This is a genomic window from Bacillus sp. EB106-02-03-XG38 (assembly GCF_058792175.1).
The window spans coordinates 475,613-496,394 of record NZ_JBYTED010000002.1 but is presented as its reverse complement, the minus strand read 5'-3'; the positions used below and the strand labels follow the sequence as shown (position 1 = coordinate 496,394).

21 protein-coding genes and 2 other annotated features are annotated in these 20,782 nt (G+C 37.2%); of the genes, 15 read left to right on the top strand and 6 right to left on the bottom strand.

Annotated features, from left to right (window positions below; genetic code table 11):
• Positions 1 to 7 precede the first annotated feature (7 nt).
• Positions 8 to 406 (bottom strand): Ig-like domain-containing protein, encoded by a 399-nt coding sequence (locus AC3WTI_RS11890; RefSeq protein ID WP_087957802.1) that lies wholly within the window; start codon positions 404 to 406, stop codon positions 8 to 10.
• A 163-nt stretch (positions 407 to 569) separates the two neighbouring features.
• Positions 570 to 2,048 carry a sodium/proline symporter PutP gene (gene putP / locus AC3WTI_RS11885; protein ID WP_087957804.1) on the bottom strand — a complete coding sequence of 493 codons (1,479 nt, stop codon included), beginning with the start codon at positions 2,046 to 2,048 and terminating at the stop codon, positions 570 to 572.
• A gap of 306 nt (positions 2,049 to 2,354) precedes the next feature.
• Positions 2,355 to 2,592 (top strand) — a binding site (T-box leader).
• Between the two features lie 42 nt (positions 2,593 to 2,634).
• Positions 2,635 to 2,879, top strand: a binding site (T-box leader).
• Between the two features lie 52 nt (positions 2,880 to 2,931).
• Between putP and trpE the strand changes: the two genes are divergently transcribed.
• The 10 genes from trpE (at position 2,932) to AC3WTI_RS11835 (ending at position 12,119) form a co-directional block, all read left to right on the top strand.
• The gene (gene trpE, locus AC3WTI_RS11880) at positions 2,932 to 4,350 is read left to right on the top strand and encodes an anthranilate synthase component I (RefSeq protein WP_142305812.1); all 1,419 of its coding nucleotides are present in this window, start codon (positions 2,932 to 2,934) and stop codon (positions 4,348 to 4,350) included.
• Positions 4,347 to 4,934: an aminodeoxychorismate/anthranilate synthase component II gene (locus AC3WTI_RS11875; protein ID WP_087957808.1), complete on the top strand. Its 588-nt coding sequence runs from the start codon at positions 4,347 to 4,349 to the stop codon at positions 4,932 to 4,934. Before trpE ends, AC3WTI_RS11875 begins: the two co-directional genes overlap by 4 nt.
• Entirely contained in the window at positions 4,931 to 5,956 is a 1,026-nt protein-coding gene (gene trpD, locus AC3WTI_RS11870; RefSeq protein ID WP_087957809.1) for an anthranilate phosphoribosyltransferase, read from the top strand. The genes AC3WTI_RS11875 and trpD overlap by 4 nt, the downstream gene beginning before the upstream one ends.
• 1 nt (position 5,957) lies before the next feature.
• Positions 5,958 to 6,719 (top strand): indole-3-glycerol phosphate synthase TrpC, encoded by a 762-nt coding sequence (trpC, locus tag AC3WTI_RS11865; RefSeq protein ID WP_087957811.1) that lies wholly within the window; start codon positions 5,958 to 5,960, stop codon positions 6,717 to 6,719.
• Positions 6,716 to 7,330 carry a phosphoribosylanthranilate isomerase gene (locus tag AC3WTI_RS11860; protein ID WP_097840667.1) on the top strand — a complete coding sequence of 205 codons (615 nt, stop codon included), beginning with the start codon at positions 6,716 to 6,718 and terminating at the stop codon, positions 7,328 to 7,330. The genes trpC and AC3WTI_RS11860 overlap by 4 nt, the downstream gene beginning before the upstream one ends.
• Entirely contained in the window at positions 7,327 to 8,520 is a 1,194-nt protein-coding gene (gene trpB, locus AC3WTI_RS11855; RefSeq protein WP_087957814.1) for a tryptophan synthase subunit beta, read from the top strand. The genes AC3WTI_RS11860 and trpB overlap by 4 nt, the downstream gene beginning before the upstream one ends.
• Before the next feature lie 3 nt (positions 8,521 to 8,523).
• Entirely contained in the window at positions 8,524 to 9,300 is a 777-nt protein-coding gene (gene trpA / locus AC3WTI_RS11850) for a tryptophan synthase subunit alpha (protein ID WP_087957816.1), read from the top strand.
• Positions 9,301 to 9,374: 74 nt separating this feature from the next.
• Positions 9,375 to 9,734: a DUF4029 domain-containing protein gene (locus AC3WTI_RS11845; RefSeq protein ID WP_087957817.1), complete on the top strand. Its 360-nt coding sequence runs from the start codon at positions 9,375 to 9,377 to the stop codon at positions 9,732 to 9,734.
• Positions 9,735 to 9,844: 110 nt separating this feature from the next.
• Positions 9,845 to 11,344: an L-lactate permease gene (locus AC3WTI_RS11840; protein WP_087957819.1), complete on the top strand. Its 1,500-nt coding sequence runs from the start codon at positions 9,845 to 9,847 to the stop codon at positions 11,342 to 11,344.
• 91 nt (positions 11,345 to 11,435) lie between these two features.
• A complete protein-coding gene (locus AC3WTI_RS11835; protein ID WP_097840666.1) occupies positions 11,436 to 12,119 on the top strand; it encodes a DUF2278 family protein in 684 nt (227 codons plus the stop codon).
• A 14-nt stretch (positions 12,120 to 12,133) separates the two neighbouring features.
• On the opposite strand, the gene AC3WTI_RS11830 is transcribed toward AC3WTI_RS11835, so the two are convergent.
• Entirely contained in the window at positions 12,134 to 12,967 is an 834-nt protein-coding gene (locus tag AC3WTI_RS11830; RefSeq protein WP_492304366.1) for a hypothetical protein, read from the bottom strand.
• 197 nt (positions 12,968 to 13,164) lie between these two features.
• Between AC3WTI_RS11830 and AC3WTI_RS11825 the strand changes: the two genes are divergently transcribed.
• Positions 13,165 to 13,950, top strand: coding sequence for a zinc ribbon domain-containing protein (locus AC3WTI_RS11825; protein WP_097840664.1), 786 nt, complete (start codon positions 13,165 to 13,167; stop codon positions 13,948 to 13,950).
• A gap of 19 nt (positions 13,951 to 13,969) precedes the next feature.
• Positions 13,970 to 15,205 carry a TcaA 3rd/4th domain-containing protein gene (locus tag AC3WTI_RS11820; protein ID WP_097840663.1) on the top strand — a complete coding sequence of 412 codons (1,236 nt, stop codon included), beginning with the start codon at positions 13,970 to 13,972 and terminating at the stop codon, positions 15,203 to 15,205.
• Between the two features lie 185 nt (positions 15,206 to 15,390).
• On the opposite strand, the gene AC3WTI_RS11815 is transcribed toward AC3WTI_RS11820, so the two are convergent.
• Positions 15,391 to 15,831: a hypothetical protein gene (locus tag AC3WTI_RS11815; protein ID WP_097840662.1), complete on the bottom strand. Its 441-nt coding sequence runs from the start codon at positions 15,829 to 15,831 to the stop codon at positions 15,391 to 15,393.
• A 199-nt stretch (positions 15,832 to 16,030) separates the two neighbouring features.
• On the opposite strand from AC3WTI_RS11815, the gene AC3WTI_RS11810 reads away from it, so the two are divergent.
• From AC3WTI_RS11810 to AC3WTI_RS11800, 3 genes are all read left to right on the top strand, one after another.
• Complete coding sequence (locus AC3WTI_RS11810; protein ID WP_097840661.1) at positions 16,031 to 17,365, top strand: CoA-disulfide reductase; 1,335 nt, start codon at positions 16,031 to 16,033, stop codon at positions 17,363 to 17,365.
• 100 nt (positions 17,366 to 17,465) lie between these two features.
• Complete coding sequence (locus AC3WTI_RS11805) at positions 17,466 to 17,954, top strand: GNAT family N-acetyltransferase (protein ID WP_097840660.1); 489 nt, start codon at positions 17,466 to 17,468, stop codon at positions 17,952 to 17,954.
• Between the two features lie 146 nt (positions 17,955 to 18,100).
• Positions 18,101 to 18,511 (top strand): DUF3908 family protein, encoded by a 411-nt coding sequence (locus AC3WTI_RS11800; protein ID WP_087957836.1) that lies wholly within the window; start codon positions 18,101 to 18,103, stop codon positions 18,509 to 18,511.
• A 30-nt stretch (positions 18,512 to 18,541) separates the two neighbouring features.
• Here the strand turns inward: AC3WTI_RS11800 and AC3WTI_RS11795 are convergent, their stop codons facing one another.
• Positions 18,542 to 19,132: a class I SAM-dependent methyltransferase gene (locus tag AC3WTI_RS11795; protein ID WP_087957837.1), complete on the bottom strand. Its 591-nt coding sequence runs from the start codon at positions 19,130 to 19,132 to the stop codon at positions 18,542 to 18,544.
• A gap of 92 nt (positions 19,133 to 19,224) precedes the next feature.
• The gene (locus AC3WTI_RS11790; RefSeq protein WP_097840659.1) at positions 19,225 to 20,766 is read right to left on the bottom strand and encodes a SagB family peptide dehydrogenase; all 1,542 of its coding nucleotides are present in this window, start codon (positions 20,764 to 20,766) and stop codon (positions 19,225 to 19,227) included.
• Between the last annotated feature and the right edge of the window lie 16 nt (positions 20,767 to 20,782).

The window sequence follows — 20,782 nt, the reverse complement described above, 5'->3', positions numbered from 1 at the left end:
CACTCTTTTACTTTGGATTTGTCATATAAGGTTGTACATGAATCATACATAGATCCCGGAACTTTCCTTCAGCAGTTGTGACAATTACGACTGCTCTTCCCGCACTTTTTCCAGTAATCGTTACCGTATCCCCTTTTGGATACATTGTAATGACATCAGCATTCATATTCGTCCAAATAAGTTCTGTATTCGTCGCTTGCACTGGCAAAACGGAAGCTGATAACTCAGTGCTTTGTCCAGTTCTTACTTTCAACTTATTTTTTTCCATATGAACACCGATGACTGAAATAACAGAAGGAGCGATCGAAATTTTATGTGGATTAGGTTGTATGTTTAAACAAGACGTAGAAGTATTTGTGATAGGTGAAAATTTTCGTGTGTGTTGTTGCTGGAAAGCTGCTAACATGTTGGAGTCCCCTTTCTGTATAAGTGCTGATAGTACTACTATAAAGGAGTAGTGTTATGTTTAATTTAACGAAACATAAAGAAATTGTTAAATTCGAGCAGAAGATTGTCGAACTTTGATATAAAGAAAGCTCTGCTGTTGTGATAACAGCAGAGCTTTCCTTTTATAGATTATGACTATGTTGTTTTTCGAAATCTTCAAATTGCTCTTCGATTTCTTTTGAAGGTTGCGTTAGTAAACTAACAATTACGATTACTAGTAAACTAATAGTGAAACCAGGAATCATTTCATATAAGAATTCTTTTAAGAATTTAAACTGAGTCCAAATAATTACTGTAGCGGCACCAGAAATCATACCAGCAAGCGCGCCCCATTTTGTCATACGTTTCCAATATAAGCTTAATAAAATAGCAGGTCCGAATGAAGAACCAAAACCAGCCCAAGCGTATCCAACAAGAGCTAAAATCGTATCATTTTGTTTAAACGCTAATGCGCACCCAACTAATGCAATAACAAGTACAGCCATACGACCGACAAATACAAGTTCTTTATCAGAAGCAGAACGTTTAAAGAATGTACGATATAAATCTTCTGTTATAGCACTAGAAGTAACGAGTAATTGAGATGAGATTGTACTCATAATCGCTGCTAAAATAGCTGCTAATAAAAATCCAGTAATAAGTGGATGGAACAAAATTTTTCCTAGTTCAAGGAAAATTGTTTCTGGGTTAGACAATGTTAACTCTTGTTGTGAATAGTAAGCAATACCAATAAGACCAGTAAACATAGCTCCGACAACAGAGAAAATCATCCAGCTCATACCAATTCTTCGTGCGCTTTTAATTTCTTTTACAGAAGAAATCGCCATAAAGCGTACGATAATATGAGGTTGTCCAACATAACCAAGGCCCCATGCGAATAGAGAAATCATTCCTAAAGTAGAGGCACCTTTAAAAATATCTAGACGTGTTGGATCTACAGAACGAATTGTATCAAATGCAGGTCCAAGTCCGTTCGAATTCATAATTGTTACGATAGGAACAAGAATAAGAGCGACTACCATAATGATTCCTTGCACGAAGTCTGTCCAACTTACGGCTAAGAAACCACCAAATAATGTGTAAGCTACAACAACGCCTGCAACAATGAATAATCCAACGTGGTAGTTCATACCAAATGAATTTTCAAATAATACAGCGCCTGAAACTAATCCTGAAGCTACATAAAAAGTAAAGAAAATCATAATAACAAGTCCGGATACTAAGCGTAGCATATGAGATTTGTCGTGGAAACGGTGTTCCAAAAATTCTGGGATAGTAATAGAGTTGTTTGCAATTTCAGAGTAGGTACGTAAGCGAGGAGCAACATATAGCCAGTTTGCGTATGCGCCTAGTGTTAGGCCGATTGCAATCCAACTGCTACTTAATCCAACGCTAAACATTGCACCGGGTAGTCCCATTAAAAGCCAACCACTCATATCGGATGCTCCAGCGCTTAATGCTGTTACTGCGGGGCCTAGTGTACGGCCGCCAAGCATATAATCTGTTAAGTTGGACGTTCGTTTATAGGCGAAATAGCCAATGACTAACATCCCGAGCATGTAAATAGAGATTGAAGTTAAAGTTAACATCTGCGTACTCATGTAGTTCCCCTTCCTTTTGTCATGTCTTTTGATGCGTTATGCATATTTATAATCTATCATGATTATTCTGAAAAATCCATACAGAAATATGAATTTTCAGAAATGTAAGCGTTTTTTGATATCATTTTACTTTTTTAATATATAATATTCATACAAAAAACCTTATTTTTAATAGAGTATTTATTATATTTACATAAAAAGAGGTTGTTTTGTCAATATAATATTGAAAGGAGAGAAAAATAAAATTTTTTAAAAAGTATTGACTTATGAAAAAAGTTAAGTCTATAATGAGTGCAACTTAAAAAAATGCAAGCGTTGATGAAGAAGAGTACACATGATGAACATGTCAGAGAGCTGATGGTTGGTGCGAATCAGTATGGGATTAATGTGGAATGGGCTTCGGAGCTTCCAAACCGAAACGAAAGAAGTAGGCTTTGGCGACATGATCTCATCGATACAAGAGACACGTATTGTTTTTGATACGGTAAAGTGCGTTACATTCGTAACGAATTAAGGTGGCACCACGGGAGTACCCGTCCTTTCTATAGGATGAGTACTCCCTTTTTGTGTACAAAAAATTAAATAATTGAAATCGTTGAAGTAAGAAGAGTACGTATGTTGGAGACGTTACAGAGAGCCGGGGATAGGTGGGAGCCCGGTGCGGTGCCATATACGGAATGGGCTTACGAGAGGTATGCTGAACAATTATTTTCAGTAGGCAACCCGGGTTCCGCCGTTACAAGGATAAGGTATATATTTTGTACCTGAATAAAGCGGGATGCTTTTGCGTCCAACATGAGGTGGTACCACGGTAAATTTATCGTCCTCTACATATTTTCGATATGTAGGGGACTTTTTTATTTTTCAGGGTGAGGTGAAGGACATGATGACGAAAGAAGAATTTATGAAACGAAAAAGAGAAGAAAAAACATTTTTAGTAATTACCGAAGAAGAAGGAGATAGCATTACGCCAATTTCTTTATATAGACGTATGGAAGGAAAGAAAAAGTTTTTATTAGAAAGCTCCCAGCTTCATCAAGATAAAGGGCGTTATTCTTACTTAGGATGTAATCCGTATGGTGAAGTGAAAAGCGTCGGTACGGAAGTGGAACGAACGATTTACGGCCGAGCAGAAAAGCTGCAAGGTAACGTACTACAAGTGTTAGAAAAAGAAACCCAGTCAGCTCAAGTAGACAGTCCATTCCCGTTTTGCGGAGGAGCAGTTGGTTATATTGGCTATGACGTCATTCGGCAATATGAAAACATTGGAGCAGATTTACACGATCCACTAAATATTCCAGAAGTACACCTGTTACTGTACCGTGAGTTTATCGTGTATGACCACTTACGCCAAAAATTATCATTTGTATATGTATGCAGGGAAGATGATATAGCTTCTTATGAAGAAGTATATGAAAGATTACAAGTATACAAAGAGGAAGTGCTACAGGGAGAAGAAGCGGAAGTAACTGAAATAAAATCAACGTTATCATTTACTTCTTCTATAACGGAAAAAGAATTTTGCGCGATGGTAGAAAAGGCGAAAGAACATATTCGGGCCGGGGACATATTCCAAGTCGTATTATCCCAGCGTTTGCAAAGCGAATGTATTGGTGATCCATTCGCGTTATACCGAAAACTGCGAATAGCCAATCCATCACCATATATGTTCTATATCGATTTTCAAGATTATGTCGTACTCGGTTCTTCGCCGGAAAGTTTGTTAACGATAAGAGAGGATAAAGTGATGACGAATCCAATTGCTGGTACGAGGCCGAGAGGGAAAACGAAGCAGGAAGATGCGGAAATTGAAAAAGAACTGTTAGAAAATGAGAAAGAAAGAGCGGAGCACATGATGCTTGTAGATCTTGGGCGAAATGATATTGGCAGAGTAAGTGAAATTGGATCCGTGACGATAGATAAATATATGAAAGTAGAAAAATACTCTCACGTCATGCACATTGTATCTGAAGTTTACGGAACATTGAGAAAACAAATGAGTGGATTTGATGCATTAGCATATTGCTTGCCAGCAGGAACAGTGTCAGGCGCTCCGAAAATTAGAGCGATGGAAATTATAAATGAGCTAGAGAATGAAAAAAGAAATGTATACGCAGGTGCAGTTGGATACGTTAGTTTTTCAGGGAATCTTGATATGGCGCTTGCTATTCGAACGATGGTCGTAAAGGATGAAAAAGCATACGTTCAGGCAGGAGCGGGCATTGTTTATGATTCAAATCCAGTAGCTGAATATGAAGAAACGTTAAATAAAGCGAGAGCACTATTGGAGGTAATGAAATGATTGTACTAATTGATAATTACGATTCATTCACATATAACTTGTATCAACTGTTAGGAGAATACGAAGAAGATATTGTAGTCGTAAGAAATGATCAAATAACGATAGAACAATTAGAAGAAATGAAGCCGAAAGGAATTGTACTTTCACCAGGGCCAGGAAAACCAGAGGATGCCGGCATTTGTATCGAAGTGATTCGTCACTTTTATAAGAACGTTCCCATATTGGGTATTTGCCTTGGTCATCAAGCGATTATATCAGCATTTGGAGGAGAGATTGTAAGAGCAGAACGCATTAAACACGGAAAAACATCAAGTGTGAAACATAAGGGAACTTCAATCTTTTCATATGTAACACAGCCATTAACAGCGATGCGCTACCATTCTCTTGTTGCAGCGCAAACGAGCTTGCCAGAGTGTTTTGACATACTAGCGACAGCGATGGACGACGGAGAAATTATGGCAGTTCGTCACAATTATTATCCGCTATTCGGCTTACAGTTTCATCCAGAATCAATCGCAACAGAAGAAGGCGGAAAGTTAATACGTGCCTTTTTAGGCGAAGTGAAAGAGGAGGAAAGAGTATGAATAACTATCTTCGTAAATTAGTGGAGGGACAACATTTAACAGAAGATGAAATGTATAGAGCAGGGCTTCTTTTATTAAATGAAAACATATTGGAAAGTGAAATTGCAGCTTTCTTAGTCTTACTGAAAGCGAAAGGTGAAACAGCAGAAGAAATATACGGACTCGTTCGAGCTCTTCGCGAAAAGGCATTACCGTTTTCGAACCATATACAAGGAGCAATGGATAATTGCGGGACGGGTGGTGACGGTGCCCAAACGTTTAATATTAGTACAACATCAGCATTTGTACTGGCAGGAGCTGGCGTAAAGGTTGCAAAACATGGTAACCGAGCTGTTTCTAGTAAAACAGGAAGCGCGGATCTATTAGAAGAACTCGGTGTAAATATTAGCAGTACGCCAAACGAAATTGATTATTTATTAAAGCATGTCGGCATTGCATTTTTATTCGCACCAGCGATGCATCCAGCATTAAGACGCATTATGAAAATAAGAAAAGAATTGAACGTGCCGACGATCTTTAATTTAATTGGACCGTTAACGAATCCAGTTAATCTAGAAACACAATTTGTCGGTATTTATAAACGAGATATGTTACTACCAGTTGCACAAGTATTACAGAAACTAGGAAGAAAACAAGCGCTTGTTGTAAATGGAAGTGGATTTTTAGATGAAGCATCATTGCAAGGAGAAAATCACGTTGTCATTTTAAAAGGTAATGAAATAGTAGAAACGAGTATTGAACCTGAGAAATATGGTTTCTCAATAGTGAAAAACGAAGAGATTAGAGGCGGAGATTCGAAAGAAAATGCAAAGATTACGCTCGGAGTGTTGAGCGGAGAAAAGAGCGTTTACCGTGATACAGTGTTATTCAATGCAGGTTTAGCCCTTTTCGCAAATGGAAAAGCAGAAACGATTGAAGAAGGAATTACACTCGCAGCGCATAGCATTGACTCTGGAAAAGCATTAGCCAAACTAAACTTATTAATTGTAGCAAGCCATGAAAAATTAGAAAGGGTGAATTAAAGTGGGGACGATTTTAGACAAAATTGTAGACCAAAAGAAAAAAGAAGTTGCGGCATTATATGAAACGTATACACCAATAGAAGAAAGTAGAAAGACACGTTCTCTTGTAGAAGCGTTACAGCAGTTTACTGTCATTGCAGAAGTGAAGCGAGCATCACCATCAAAAGGAGATATTAATTTACACGTTGATGTACGAAAACAAGTAAAAACATATGAAGAATGTGGCGCAGGAGCAGTTTCTGTTTTAACAGACGGTCAATTTTTTAAAGGATCGTTTCATGATTTACAAACGGCGAGAGAAGAAAGTAACATTCCGCTTTTATGCAAAGATTTCATAATCGATAAAATTCAAATTGATAGAGCGTATGAAGCTGGCGCAGATATTATTTTATTAATTGTAGCGGCGTTAACGAAAGAAAAGTTAAAAGAGTTGTATAACTACGTGCTAGAAAAAGGATTAGAAACAATTGTTGAAGTTCATGATGAACAGGAATTAGAAATTGCAATCCAATTAAATCCACATGTTATCGGTATTAACAATCGTAACTTAAAAACATTCGAAGTCGATTTAAGCCAAACAGAAGAGCTTGGAAAAAGATTAAATGAGGAGAAATTACTTTGGATTAGTGAGAGCGGGATTCATTCAAAAGAAGATATTATTCGTGTCAAACGAGCAGGAGCGAAAGGTGTATTAGTTGGGGAAGCGCTTATGACATCATCTTCTATTCGTACCTTTTTTGAAGATTGTAAGGTGAACATATGAAAGTGAAAATTTGCGGGATCACTGATGTTGAAACAGCAAAACGTGCTTGCGAATACGGAGCAGATGCACTCGGATTTGTTTTTGCAAAAAGTAAGCGGAAAGTCACTCCAGGGCTAGCGAAAGAAATTATTCAGGAGCTTCCAGCAAACGTGTTAAAGGTCGGTGTTTTCGTAAATGAATCAGTAGAAGCTATTCAGAAAATTGCAGAGGAATGTGGGTTAACACACGTGCAATTACATGGTGATGAAGATAATCATCAGATTAGAAGATTGAATATTGCGTCTATAAAATCACTCGGAGTAACTTCAGAGAGTGATTTGAAAAATGCTCAAGCATATGAAACGGATTATATATTGTTTGATAGCCCGAAAGAAAAGTTTCATGGAGGAAATGGAAAGACATTTTCATGGGAGTTACTCACGCATATGCCAAAAGAATTGCGAGAGAAAACAATATTAGCTGGTGGATTAAACGCTCTTAATATAGAAGAAGCGATTCGAACGATTCAGCCGTACATGGTCGATGTAAGTAGCGGCGTGGAGACAGAAGGAAAGAAAGATGTAGAGAAAATAAAACAATTTATTAAAAAAGCGAAGGAGTGTTCTAAATGAATTACGCATATCCAGATGAAAAAGGTCACTACGGTATATACGGAGGACGATACGTTCCAGAAACGTTAATGCAATCTGTATTAGAACTAGAAGAAGCATATAAAGAAGCGATGCAAGATGAAGCGTTTCAAAAGGAATTAAATCATTATTTAAAAACGTACGTCGGAAGAGAAACACCACTTTATTTCGCTGAAAATATGACGAAGTATTGCGGCGGTGCAAAGATTTATTTAAAACGTGAAGATTTGAACCATACAGGAGCTCACAAAATTAATAATACAATCGGTCAGGCACTTCTTGCGATACGAATGGGCAAGAAAAAAGTTGTCGCTGAAACAGGGGCAGGACAACACGGTGTTGCAACAGCTACTGTATGTGCCCTACTCGGATTAGAATGCGTCATCTTTATGGGAGAAGAAGATGTGAGACGTCAAAAATTAAATGTGTTCCGAATGGAATTACTTGGAGCAAAAGTAGAAAGCGTAGCAGCAGGTAGCGGCACATTAAAAGATGCGGTGAATGAGGCGCTTCGCTACTGGGTTTCACACGTGCATGATACACACTACATTATGGGATCAGTTCTCGGACCGCATCCATTCCCGCAAATTGTTCGTGATTTCCAAAGTGTAATTGGGAAAGAAACGAAAAAACAATATGAAGCGTTAGAAGGGAAGTTGCCAGAAGCTGTAGTTGCTTGTATTGGCGGCGGTAGTAATGCGATGGGCATGTTTTATCCGTTCGTGCATGATGAAGAAGTCGCTCTTTACGGCGTAGAAGCAGCTGGAAAAGGCGTTCATACAGAAAAGCATGCAGCTACTTTAACGAAAGGAAGCGTTGGTGTTTTACACGGATCGATGATGTACCTTCTGCAAAATGAAGAAGGACAAATTCAAGAAGCACATTCTATTTCAGCGGGACTTGATTACCCAGGTGTTGGACCAGAACATAGTTTACTAAAAGATATTGGCCGCGTTTCTTATCATTCCATTACAGATGATGAAGCGTTAGAAGCGTTTCAATTATTAACGAAAAAAGAAGGAATTATTCCAGCTTTAGAAAGCTCACATGCTGTCGCATACGCATTAAAATTAGCGCCGCAAATGAAGAAAGACGAAGGGCTTGTCATTTGTTTATCTGGTCGCGGAGATAAAGATGTAGAGAGTATAAAACGTTATATGGAAGAGGTGTAAAAAATGGGAGTAGAAAAAATTAAAGCAGCGTTTGAAAATGGTAAGAAAGCATTTGTTCCGTACGTAATGGGCGGAGATGGTGGTCTTGAAAAATTAAAAGAAAGAATTCGTTTTTTAGATGAAGCGGGAGCGAGCATCGTTGAAATTGGCATCCCGTTTTCAGATCCAGTCGCAGACGGTCCAACGATTCAAAGAGCAGGAAAACGAGCGCTAGATGGCGGTGTAACAGTAAAAGGCATTTTTCAAGCATTAATAGAGGTAAGGAAAGAAGTACAAATTCCATTTGTACTCATGACATATTTAAATCCAGTACTCGCATTCGGAAAAGAACAATTCATTGAGAGATGCTTAGAAGCGGGTGTGGACGGCATCATCGTTCCAGATTTACCGTATGAAGAGCAAAATATCATTGCCCCGTTACTTCGAGAGGCAAACATTGCGCTAATTCCACTCGTTACTGTAACGAGCCCAATTGAGCGGATTGAAAAAATTACGAGTGAATCAGAAGGATTTGTTTACGCAGTTACAGTAGCGGGCGTAACAGGAGTACGTCAAAATTTTAAAGAGGAGATTCATAGTTACTTAGAAAAAGTAAAATCACATACGCATTTACCCGTAGTGGCAGGGTTCGGTATTTCAACGAAGGCACATGTAGAAGAAATGATTACAATATGTGACGGCGTTGTCGTTGGAAGTAAGGTTATTGAGCTGTTAGAAAATGAAAAGCGAGAAGAAATATGTGAATTAATACAGGTAACAAAACAAAAAGAAGAGGCATAAGTCTCTTCTTTTTGTTTTGTTTAATAAATGTTAAAATATACAGAAAATACATATAATTTAGAGGGTGAGAAAGCATGCTAAGACGGAAACTACTATATCTTCTTTTAACTGTACCACTATACGCTTGGCTCATTAGCATGACGAAAATAGAGGTGATGGCTCTATTTTTAGGATATGTATTCATCTTTTCCAACTTAAATCGCATTCAAGAACAATCTATTTTAGAAATATGTATATTTTCGATTAGTATAGAACTATTTAGTATCGTTTCAATTGTATTATTAAATGAATTATTCAGATGGATCCATTCATTTGAATTAATGAAATTTGGAAATGTTGTATTGCAAGTCATATGTGCTTATATTGTGTTTGTTCTGTTAGACAAAATAATGAGGCAGCAGAACGTTTTTCAGGATCATAGAAAATGGGAATGAAAAGGAGTCATTTGGCTCCTTTTTTGAATCTGTTGTAAAAACAATTGAAAATTATTACATCTGTTATATAATAGTTAAAAATTGTATTTTAAATGAAAAGAGATGATAACATGGCCATATTGTTGGCACTTATCCCAATTATGATGATTTTCATTTGTTTATTTTTATTTAAACAAACGTCATTACGGTCCTCTTTAATTGCTTACGTTGTGTCTGTTGGAATCGTTTTACTCTCGCCAACGTTTCAACTAGGGATAAGTGAAACTGTGCACGCAACGATTAAAGGATGGTTAATTTGTTTTATTGTCGGATACGTGTTGTTTTTTGGTATTTTTTTATTTCACCTCATGAACAAAATGGGGTACATCGATCAAGTAGCACGTTTTTTAGAAGAAGTGACGCATGATCGTTTATTACAAATGCTGCTCATGTGTTTTGGGATTTGCCCACTAATTGAATCAGTAAGTGGATTCGGAATCGGCTTCATGGTTGCAGCACCTATCTTTCTTTCATTAGGCTATAAACCGTTTCAAGCTGTACTGCTCTCATTTATCGGCTTACTTGCTAGTTCATGGGGCGCAATGGCAACTGGTACGATTATCGGTTCGCAGCTTATAAACATGCCGCTTACAACACTTGGCACAAATACGGCACTATTAAGCATTCCGATGTTTGCCTATTTCGTCATTCTTTCTTTACATGTTGTTGGTGGCTGGCAGGCCGTGATTGAAAAGTGGAAAGAAGGATTCGGTTTCTTTCTATTATTCTCTCTCGGAATCTATCTTTCTAATGCATACGTAAGTGTTGAACTAGCAGGTATATTAAGTTCTATCGTTACAATTACATTTGGCTTTCTTATCATTAAATTGAAAGGGAAAAATGAACAAAGTTTAATGACAGAACATGCTGCGGCAACGGAAAGAGAAGCATCTATTATAAAAATTATTAGCCCTTATATATTCTTAACTGTTTGTATATTGCTTTCTCGCCTCGTACCAGCATTACATGATTTGTTCAGATCATATGCAGTCCTTGATTTAAAATCATACTCTTACAAGCTAGAAATGCTATATTCACCAGGATTTTGGCTCGGTATGACTTGTTTATTTACTATTATTTTCTTCCGCATTCCATCTCATATTATGAAACAATCACTCTCACAAACGATAAAACAATGGATTCCGTTTGCAATTACGACAACAATGTTTATCGCCATTTCAGAACTAATGGGTGCATCTGGCATGCATTCATTACTGGCAAAAACAGCTGGTGAAACATTCGGAACGTTTTTCGTTTTCGTTGCTCCGTTTATCGGAGCAATCGGTGGATTCTTAACAGGTAGTAACGCAGGATCAAATGCGATGTTTATAAAACTACAAATGCAAACGGCGCAAAACGTAGCACTCCCGTGGCAATACGTCACAACGCTTCAAAACACCGCATCATCAGTAGCGACAATCGCTTGCCCGTCAAGGATTACACTCGGTGCTTATTTATGTAACATCCCATATCGTGAAAATGAACTATTAAAGAAGACGACGTTAATGATTTTTGGCGCGGTGTTGCTCGTAGTGGTGGAGGTTATTGTTTGGTATATGTTGAGAAAATAAGAAATCCTCCTGAGAAAGGAGGATTTTCTTTTTATATGGATAATGCCTTAAGTATGAAAAGCTTCTACTAAATGAATAGGAGATGAAATGTATGCCCTTAAAAAATTATGGTGTGTTAAAAGGTACCGTTATACAATCTAAGATCGGAAAAGGGAAAACTCCTCATTATCAAGTTCATTTACAAGGTGAAGTAGAAGTAGAGTATCGTATTGCAATTAACGTAAAGTCGCAAAGTTATCCATCAGAAGTTTTATATTTTGCGAGTAACGATATCCGGTCAGAAGTAGTTCATATTTTACCGACATTGCCATTTGGTTTTACCGAAATAAAAAACAATGAGCCGGAAGTAGCTTTAGATTATGTAAGAGGTAATGTATTTGATTCCAAGCAAATGATTCCTTTACCTGCTGAAAAAGCAGGTGTTGATAATGACTTAAATGAAAAAATAGAACGGTATATAAAACGAGCGATAGAAGAAAAAGCAATTATATACGCATTCGGTGAAAGATGGGGACCAGAAGAAAATACACCTGATTCTTACTTTCATTTCGAACCAGGAAACGGTATACACGATATTCATATGAATCAAGGAAATGTAGAGAAATGGAAAGGGGATAATGGTATATGGCAAGACGGAGGGATACTCATTCACTTTGAAAAGGAAGAAGAATGGATTGGTATCTTTCTAGCCTTCCAGTCGCAGTCATGGTGTACGGATGACGAGGGACATGCTCGCGTTCCCGTTGAGCATTGTGATTATAAGAGTAATAATTGAGGAGAAGAGGGCGTTCAAAATGAACGCCCTCCTCTTATTTTATAAAACCCAAAACTAACAAGTGTAGAAATACAAGAGAACAGCAGTGCAACACTAGAAAAAGCAATGAGATACATATTATACTTCATCACTTTGCTAATGAGCTGGTTACTGTCGAACTGAAACAGTCCTGCGATTATGTTGAATAAAAATAACACGATAAACATGACGATCACACCGTCTATGGATCCTTTAATATCTGGTTTGCTTAAAGCGATATGTGCAGAAATACAAATGGCGATAAATAAAAATAACCAAAAGGAAGGATTCAATACATTACTTATTGTAAATAAGCTTTTCAATAATACGAACGTCGACAAGAGCATGTTTTGAACCATTTCTATATTAATAGAAGTAGAAGCAATTGTTTTTTCGAGAGTTGTATTAAATAAGAAATATGAATTTGGTACGAAATAGCGCATTAAAAGGATTAATGCAGTGATACCGGAAATAATAGGACCAATTCCAATGAAGAAATTCCCGATACGTTGATATACACTTTTTTGATTGTATTGATGTTGTACGTATCCTAAAGCACCTTGACTTGTATCTGTTGGGAAAAACTGCGTTGCTACAATTTTATGACGAAATAGTACACACATAATGGCATGTCCAAGTTCGTGAATAGGAACACCAATCCAAGCCGTTAAAAGGAATCCTTTTCTTCCGAAAACTCTCGACCAATACATACGTGTGAGAGATTCTAAATAGCCTAATAGAAATCCAATTACAATGATAACGCCAATTAAAGAAAATAATTGGATTACGCTTGTAAGGAGTATTTGAAAAATTGAGTTTACCAATTCCATTTTCAGTCATCCAATCTATTAAAAACGTTATTTGTTCTGTTTCATAATAGCATTATTTTTCAAGATTGCTAGCACATATATTTCTTTTGAAAGAAGGATTTCAGAATCTTTTTCTTGTAGTCATGTTTTATGTACAAAGTCATATATTGAATTTGTAACACCCTATATGGTATTTGCTCAAGGGAGGGAATGAGAGAATGAAATGTCCGGCGTGTCAGATGGAAAATGCAGCAGAGGCAAAATTTTGCGGGAATTGTGGACATTCGTTGACGGAGGAAGTAGTAGCAAGTGGTGCACAGGAAGAAGATGAGCAACAAGCACGCGTAGCAGAAGCAAAGGAAACTCGGCCAAATGAAACGGTAGAGCAAGCGAAGCGGTTTGCAAGTAGCTACTTTCAGTTCTTTAAACACGCATTACAAGCACCGACAGCGATTATGAAAAGCGGCAAGGTTGAAGTACGAAATGGAATTGTAAGTCTTGTTCTTATTTGTTTTTTAGGGGCATGTATTTTTTATAGAATGATGAGTGCTGCAGCAGCTGTTACAAAAACATTTGCACCAGATATATCTACTCCTACATTCTTTTTGGACTCTGTAACGGTCTTTTTATTTTTACTCATTTTAACTTTATTTGTCGGATTTATTATTTTTGTAAGTGGGAAGATGATGAAATCATCTTTTTCGTTTCTTGAAGTATTCGGTATATGGGGAACGATAGCGACGCCAGCTATTGTGATATTAGTTCTTTCGTTTCTTTTTAGCTTTTTATTAATCTTTTTCTTACCAATCTTATTAGGGCTGGCTACAACGTATATGGGAATTAGTATTATTGTAGCTACAGTAAAACTAGATAACGGTGGATTAGATCTTGTTTACACTCTTCTTATTGCAAATGTTTTAATTGGAATTGCAACATTCATTGTACTGTGGTCTTACATTAGCACGATAATTCAAACCTTTACACAGGGATTAACTGGCCTCTAAAGAAAAGGTGGTTGAATGGATGAATGTATGTACAAAGTGTGGGATTCAGCTTGAAGACGGTGTGCAATTTTGTCAAAGCTGCGGTCAGAAGAGGGAGAGTCTTGCAGTAAAGAAGAAAATGAGCAGCGGTACAAAGGTTGGCATTACACTCTTAACATTACTTGCTGTAGTGATTGTTGGACTGTATTTGTACGGATCATCGTACTATAAGCAGTCGGCACAAGTAGATCGGATCATTACTATTATACAAGAGAGGAACGGGGAGCAGTTAGCTGAAATCGTCACAGCAGATGATCCGTCAGTTATTGTAACTGGAGAGAGTGTAAAGCCTTTATTTTCATATATAAAAGAAAATCCATCTTACGTGAATGAATTGAAGGAACAGTTGAGGATAGGTGAAAAACGAGGGGACGGAATCGAAAGAGCAGACTTTTCGTTAACGAAGGACGGAAAGTATTTCTTTATCTTTGATCGGTATAAATTGAAAGCGAAGACGTATTATACGACGCTACTTACAAATGAAAAAGGTACATCTTTAAAAATGAACGGAAAAGAAATTGATAAGTCTGATGACAAAAAGTTTGAAAAGCAATATGGACCGTTTCTTCCAGGGGCTCAAGTGTTTCAAGCGGAATATAAAAATGACTATGTGAAACTATCACGTGAAGAAAAGGTTGTACTTATGAAACAAGGACAAAATAACGTAACGATAGATTTAACGTTGCAAGGGCAATATATTACAGTTCAAACGAACGCGCCTGGTGCAACATTGTATGTGAATCAAAAACCAGTCACAGCGCTGGCTGGCGAAGAAATTACGTGGGGGCCGGTATCAACTGATGGAAGTACGACGATTTATTTAGAACGAAATGGAGAAAACGGAAGGGAAACGACGAAGGTAGAAACGGTAACGGCACTGTCGTCGTATAATCTTCCATTCCAAAAGAAAGGTACAGAAAAAACAGTTGTTTATAATGTTACCCCATCGCCTACGACTCGGTATGTATATAATGGCTTCATTTTTCCTGATAGTGACATTCGAAAACTAACGAGTACGGACTTAGCATATTTATCAAAAGAACAATTGAAAATAGCGAGAAACGAAATATACGCAAGACATGGACATATGTTTCAAACGAAAGATATGCAATCATATTTCTCAAAACAGTCTTGGTATAGAGAAAATCCATATTTTACAGGAAAGCTAACAGATATTGAAACTTATAATGTTGAACTCATCAAATCAAGAGAATAAACACGTGAAAAAGGTACAGGGCATAACTGTACCTTTTTTATGGTTATTTATCCCGCGTTAACGGACAGTAAAACTCCCACCCAAAAATTCAGTTGGAGCAAAGAAGTTAGGTGGGAGATCAACTGTCCGTAAACGTCCGATTGGTTCAACTAATAATCAGTGGGGATGAACAAAACCTCCACTGATTAAAGTTTCACTTTATCTGAACCAGGATCTCTTGAGAAAAAGATGTGAAAGAGAAATGTGACTTTGCTTGATCCTCCTGATGTACTAGCTTGTATATGGGATAAAGGACCAGACGTTAGAGCTGCCTCGGAATGGGGTGGCACGACTATTTTGAGCACATGATCTGAATCTGGCGAAGCAGTAACAGTTATTGTATCGTCAGAAAAGTTCAAAATTTTAACGGAACCGACTGGAAAGATGGATTTGCCAGCATGTGATGCTGAAGCGAATTGGGTAGCTTTCCAAATATCTTGTGCAAACGTATCATCGTTAGATAACCAAGCGCGAGCGCTGTATATTGTTGCATTAATAGAAAATTCTTGGTCAAGGGAGACGGCGGGTTTCGGTTCTTTTGGTTCTTGCGGTTCCTCTGGAAGCTGGGCGAGAAGGCCGGCGCACATGTATATTTCACCTACTTTCAATAGTAACTGTTATAGCATATTAAACATGTTGTTTATAAGACACGACGGCTACCTATTTAGGCATAGGTTTGTGCGCCAAATTTGAAGATGAAATTATCTTTCTTTACAATGGAAGTAGGTGTTATTTCTGAAAAATATGGAAAACGTAAAGAGTATGTAGAAAAGAAGGAGTGGTAAAGTGAACTATGTCATTATTGGCGGAGATGCAGCTGGTATGAGTGCAGCGATGCAAATTGTAAGAAACGATGAAAATGCAAATGTTGTAACGTTAGAAAAAGGTGAAATTTATTCGTACGCGCAGTGTGGGTTACCATATGTCATTAGTGGTGCTATCGCTTCAACGGAAAAATTAATCGCGCGTAACGTAAAGACGTTTCGTGATAAATACGGAATAGATGCGAAAGTACGGCATGAGGTAACGAAAGTAGATACGGAAAAGAAAATGGTGTACGCAGAGCATACGAAGACGAAAGAAATTTTTGAATTTCCGTACGATCGTTTATTAATTGCAACTGGAGTACGTCCTGTTATGCCAGAATGGGAAGGACGAGATTTGCAAGGTGTTCATCTTTTAAAAACAATTCCTGATGCTGAGCGTATATTAAAAACGCTAGAAACGAATAAAGTTGAGGATGTAATTATTATTGGCGGCGGTGCGATTGGACTGGAGATGGCAGAAACATTCGTCGAACTTGGTAAGAAAGTAAGAATGATTGAGCGAAATGATCATATCGGTACGATTTATGATGCAGATATGGCTGAATATATACATAAAGAAGCAAATAAACATCATATTGAAATTTTAACGAATGAAAATGTAAAGGCATTTAAAGGGAACGAAAGAGTAGAACAAATTGAAACAGATAAAGGAACATATAAAGCAGATCTTGTTTTAGTATCGGTTGGAGTGAAGCCGAATACTGATTTTCTTGAAGGAACAAACATACGTACAAATCATAAAGGGGCAATTGAAGTAAATGCATATATGCAAACGAATGTGCAGGACATATATGCAGCTGGTGATTGTGCAACACATTACCACGTTATAAAGGAAATTCATGATCATATCCCGCTTGGAACGACTGCGAATAAACAAGGCCGACTTGCAGGACTGAACATGCTTGATAAACGAAGAGCCTTTAAAGGTACGTTAGGTACAGGTATTATTAAATTTATGGATTTGACGCTTGCTAGAACAGGTTTAAATGAAAAAGAAGCAAAAGGACTACATATTCCGTATAAAACAGTTAAAGTAGATTCTACAAATATGGCGGGCTATTATCCAAATGCGAAACCACTTTACTTGAAATTACTATACCGTTCTGACACGAAACAATTATTGGGCGGACAAGTAATTGGAGAAGAAGGTGTAGATAAACGGATTGATGTAATTGCGATGGCACTTTTCAATAAAATGAGCATTCACGATTTAGAAGATGTCGACTTAAGTTATGCACCACCATATAACAGCGTTTGGGATCCAATTCAGCAAGCGGCAAGGAGAGCGGAATAGCACTTTTTAAGTGCTATTTTTTTCGTTAAAGGGGAATCATCATTTGTGGCGAATGAAGTGAATTGGAAATAGTTACATATAGGGAAGGGGATCATTAAAAATGTTTGTAACACTTCAAACAGTTCAAGAATCAGAAAAAGAAATATTACGTAATTTGTACGCACTATATCTTCATGACCTCTCTACATTCACTCCTAATATAACGATTGGGGAAAATGGATTTTTTGAATACGAAGATTTGCACATGTTTTGGGAAAATGACGGAATCACTCCGTATTTTATTAAAGGTGGTAATGATATTGTAGGATTTTTATTACTATTGGAACGCCCATTTTTGAAGAAGGAAAACGATTTTGGCATAAATGACATTTTCATATTGAATCAGTACAAGGGGAAAGGGATTGGTAAAAGAGTTATTGAGAATGTCCTAAAAGAGAAACGAGGGCAGTATTTCGTTATCGAACTTGTGAAAAATGTACCAGCAGTTTCTTTTTGGAAGAAAGTATATAGGGAACTAAACATCGAATTTGATGAGAAAACACAGTTAATCGATGGTGAAGAATGTCTCGTTCAAACATTTAAAATATAATGAAATAGATTCTACTTATATATTACTTTGAAATTTAACTTTATTTTGAATATACCATTCGCCCTTGAAAACATAGTACGTATCGCTTATATTTTCATATAGTATTTATTTTAAAATAAAGCAATGAACGAACCAGGGGGCGCAGTATGGCAATTAATATGAAAACAATCGAAGAATGGATTGCTGAATCAAACGCAAGACATGAAGAAGACTTTGGACACGTTATTGAAGAGATGAAAGAAGTATGCATCGGACTTGATAATGCGACATTAATTTATACGAAAAATGTATTTTGTTTCGGTAAGAAAGTAGAAATATTATTCTTCTTCCAAGACCATGTCGTGATCGGGCAAGAAAAAGACGAATATATTGAAATTGAAAAATTAAAGTATGATGCTATTACACATAGTAACTTAAAAACAAATGATAAAAATACAACGCTAGAATTAAAGTTTGCTAATGGACAATCTATCAATTTAGATAGTTTAAATGATAACTACGGTACGAAAAACTGGTTATTTGCGAGACAAATTAAGAGTATTTTTAAGCTAATCTAATGAAAAAGCAGACCTTAAAAGGTCTGCTTTTTACTTGTTTCCTATTACACAAAGGCATCCTCTTTCTTCGTAGCATTTCACGCTTGTAAAACCTGTTTTATAAAATAGGTTTATTAATCCTTCAGTCGTTTTATATTTCTCCATATGATATTGAATTTTGAAAGTTTCAGCGACTAATAAAAAGGATCCGTTCGGCTGTAGGACGCGAAATACTTCTTTTATATCTTGTTCCACATCAGGCCAGAAGTAGTGTGTTTGAAAAGCGGTAACGAGATCGAAGAAGTTTGTAGGATAGGGAATAGAAGAAACGCTTGCTTGTTGAACAATGACTTTTTGTTTTTGAACATCCTTTATATTCGTCTGTATAGAATTTTTTACAGCTTGGTCTGAGTAATCAATCCCGTATATTTTCCCAAGTGGAGTTCGTTTTGAAAGATTGTGTATCGTTTTACCGCCGCCACAACCGATATCTAATATGATTGCATCTTTCTTTATATGTACTTTCTGTAGTGCCCAATTGGTTAGTCTCGTATGTGCACTGTTCATAATACAAAGCATGGAAGAACCAATTGTCCCGCGAGGATTTTTTGCTTGCTGGATTAATCGTTGTAAAATGCTCAAGTTAAACTCTCCTTTTATGTAAGAATATATACTCATTTCGCTTTTTATAAATTAAGTCCTTTAAAAAAAGCACGCCGTACACCGGCGTGCTTCTAATTACGCAAATCCCCTTTTAACCAATTCCGCGCCCGATAAGCCCCAACGGGAATTTGAATGAGAGACGTTTCATTTCCAGCATCTATTCCGTACAACTGATCACATGAATTTGTGTCAAAACTAAGTAAAGGGTGCCCAGCCATTCCCATTGCGGTCGCTGCGAAAACGAGTTTGTGAACGAGGATACCAGCTTCCATTTGGTGAATGCGGTATCCTCTATAGTGTAATGCATTTGTATAGTAATCTTTCTTTCCGACTACATGTAGGCAAAGCGGTACTTGAAACAGGTTTACATTATCCATCGTCATACTAGATTGAAGGGGATAACGAAGGTCTCCGTACCGAAGCGGCTGTATGGAATGAGTTTTACTGTTATAAGTGTAAGCACCGTTTTCTATATCTTTTACGTTATAAAAACATCCATATAATGAAACGCGCGCATTTTCATTTACATACTGACCATCAAGGTCATTGTAATAAGGGAAGGAGAGGCTCGCTTCTTGTAGTAAAGTAGCGAGCTCGGCTACATTCCATTTCGTTAAAGTAAAGTCAGCATCAGGAGAATATCGTTGTTTACAAAGTTGTAAGAAATCGTACGATAATCGTTCTACTTTCGGTAGTTGTACAGCGTGTGGATGATGTTGGTAGTGCTCTTCATGATGTAGTGTTTGGAAGTGCGCTGTCGATTCGATCATAGAAGCTTCATTTATTTTTGTTATCATCGGATATTCATTTACATGTTTTGAGCGAACGAAATGTTCATGTGCTAACGGCGGAATTTGCTGTAACAACTCATGAGAAGTAATGGTTTTATTTTCACGGTAATCATTGTGAAACCATTTCGTTTGCGGTTCTGTACTTAAAGGAACGACAGCATACACACTTTCTTCGCTTTCTGACAGTCCGAGTAAATGATTGATTGCCCGGTCTAGAAACTGAAAGTATACGCCATTTGTGTAACCGAATTGTTTGGCACATTCAAGTAATTGTCCGATGAGAACACCACTATCTAATCCTTGAAGTCGATAGGAAAAGTTATTGTATTTAAAGTAGTTTTTCCAAAACATAGTGGATACGAATGCAGCGCCAAAACAAGACTGTATGTTACAACGATTGCCAAGTGTTTCTATAATGTAAGAATCGAAATTTCCTTCGCGAAGTAAAATAAGTCGGTGGTGTGCAGCATCGTAATGGTAAATACCGTCTGGGTAATCGTCAATCTTTAAATATATATACAATTCATTTGGATATAAAGCGCCGCCTGAAGGGATAGATCTTCGAAATAAAATTTTCTCGCTATTTAGCTGACATAACTGTGTTAAACCAAATGAGACCCAAAGGTAATGACCAATCTCATTCAAAGTAGGTGTAGTAGAAGAGTTAGGTAAAGATAATGGGATTTCTAAAGAGAGTGGAATGATAGGTACATTTCGATATAGTTTATAAGGAAGTGGTGCATCTTCCCAGTCCACTTCCTGATTCGGCATAATTTCATCGATAGAAAAATGGAGATGATGTAAAAAAGTATCCAGCTGCATAGAATCCCCTCCTTTA

What these genes read in the sequence shown, in the direction of transcription:
- AC3WTI_RS11890 (WP_087957802.1), bottom strand. Translation starts at nt 406, where the DNA reads ATGTTAGCAGCTTTCCAGCAACAACACACACGAAAATTTTCACCTATC.
- putP (WP_087957804.1), bottom strand. Translation starts at nt 2,048, where the DNA reads ATGAGTACGCAGATGTTAACTTTAACTTCAATCTCTATTTACATGCTC.
- trpE (WP_142305812.1), top strand. Translation starts at nt 2,932, where the DNA reads ATGATGACGAAAGAAGAATTTATGAAACGAAAAAGAGAAGAAAAAACA.
- AC3WTI_RS11875 (WP_087957808.1), top strand. Translation starts at nt 4,347, where the DNA reads ATGATTGTACTAATTGATAATTACGATTCATTCACATATAACTTGTAT.
- trpD (WP_087957809.1), top strand. Translation starts at nt 4,931, where the DNA reads ATGAATAACTATCTTCGTAAATTAGTGGAGGGACAACATTTAACAGAA.
- AC3WTI_RS11860 (WP_097840667.1), top strand. Translation starts at nt 6,716, where the DNA reads ATGAAAGTGAAAATTTGCGGGATCACTGATGTTGAAACAGCAAAACGT.
- trpB (WP_087957814.1), top strand. Translation starts at nt 7,327, where the DNA reads ATGAATTACGCATATCCAGATGAAAAAGGTCACTACGGTATATACGGA.
- trpA (WP_087957816.1), top strand. Translation starts at nt 8,524, where the DNA reads ATGGGAGTAGAAAAAATTAAAGCAGCGTTTGAAAATGGTAAGAAAGCA.
- AC3WTI_RS11845 (WP_087957817.1), top strand. Translation starts at nt 9,375, where the DNA reads ATGCTAAGACGGAAACTACTATATCTTCTTTTAACTGTACCACTATAC.
- AC3WTI_RS11840 (WP_087957819.1), top strand. Translation starts at nt 9,845, where the DNA reads ATGGCCATATTGTTGGCACTTATCCCAATTATGATGATTTTCATTTGT.
- AC3WTI_RS11835 (WP_097840666.1), top strand. Translation starts at nt 11,436, where the DNA reads ATGCCCTTAAAAAATTATGGTGTGTTAAAAGGTACCGTTATACAATCT.
- AC3WTI_RS11830 (WP_492304366.1), bottom strand. Translation starts at nt 12,967, where the DNA reads ATGGAATTGGTAAACTCAATTTTTCAAATACTCCTTACAAGCGTAATC.
- AC3WTI_RS11825 (WP_097840664.1), top strand. Translation starts at nt 13,165, where the DNA reads ATGAAATGTCCGGCGTGTCAGATGGAAAATGCAGCAGAGGCAAAATTT.
- AC3WTI_RS11820 (WP_097840663.1), top strand. Translation starts at nt 13,970, where the DNA reads ATGAATGTATGTACAAAGTGTGGGATTCAGCTTGAAGACGGTGTGCAA.
- AC3WTI_RS11815 (WP_097840662.1), bottom strand. Translation starts at nt 15,831, where the DNA reads ATGTGCGCCGGCCTTCTCGCCCAGCTTCCAGAGGAACCGCAAGAACCA.
- AC3WTI_RS11805 (WP_097840660.1), top strand. Translation starts at nt 17,466, where the DNA reads ATGTTTGTAACACTTCAAACAGTTCAAGAATCAGAAAAAGAAATATTA.
- AC3WTI_RS11800 (WP_087957836.1), top strand. Translation starts at nt 18,101, where the DNA reads ATGGCAATTAATATGAAAACAATCGAAGAATGGATTGCTGAATCAAAC.
- AC3WTI_RS11790 (WP_097840659.1), bottom strand. Translation starts at nt 20,766, where the DNA reads ATGCAGCTGGATACTTTTTTACATCATCTCCATTTTTCTATCGATGAA.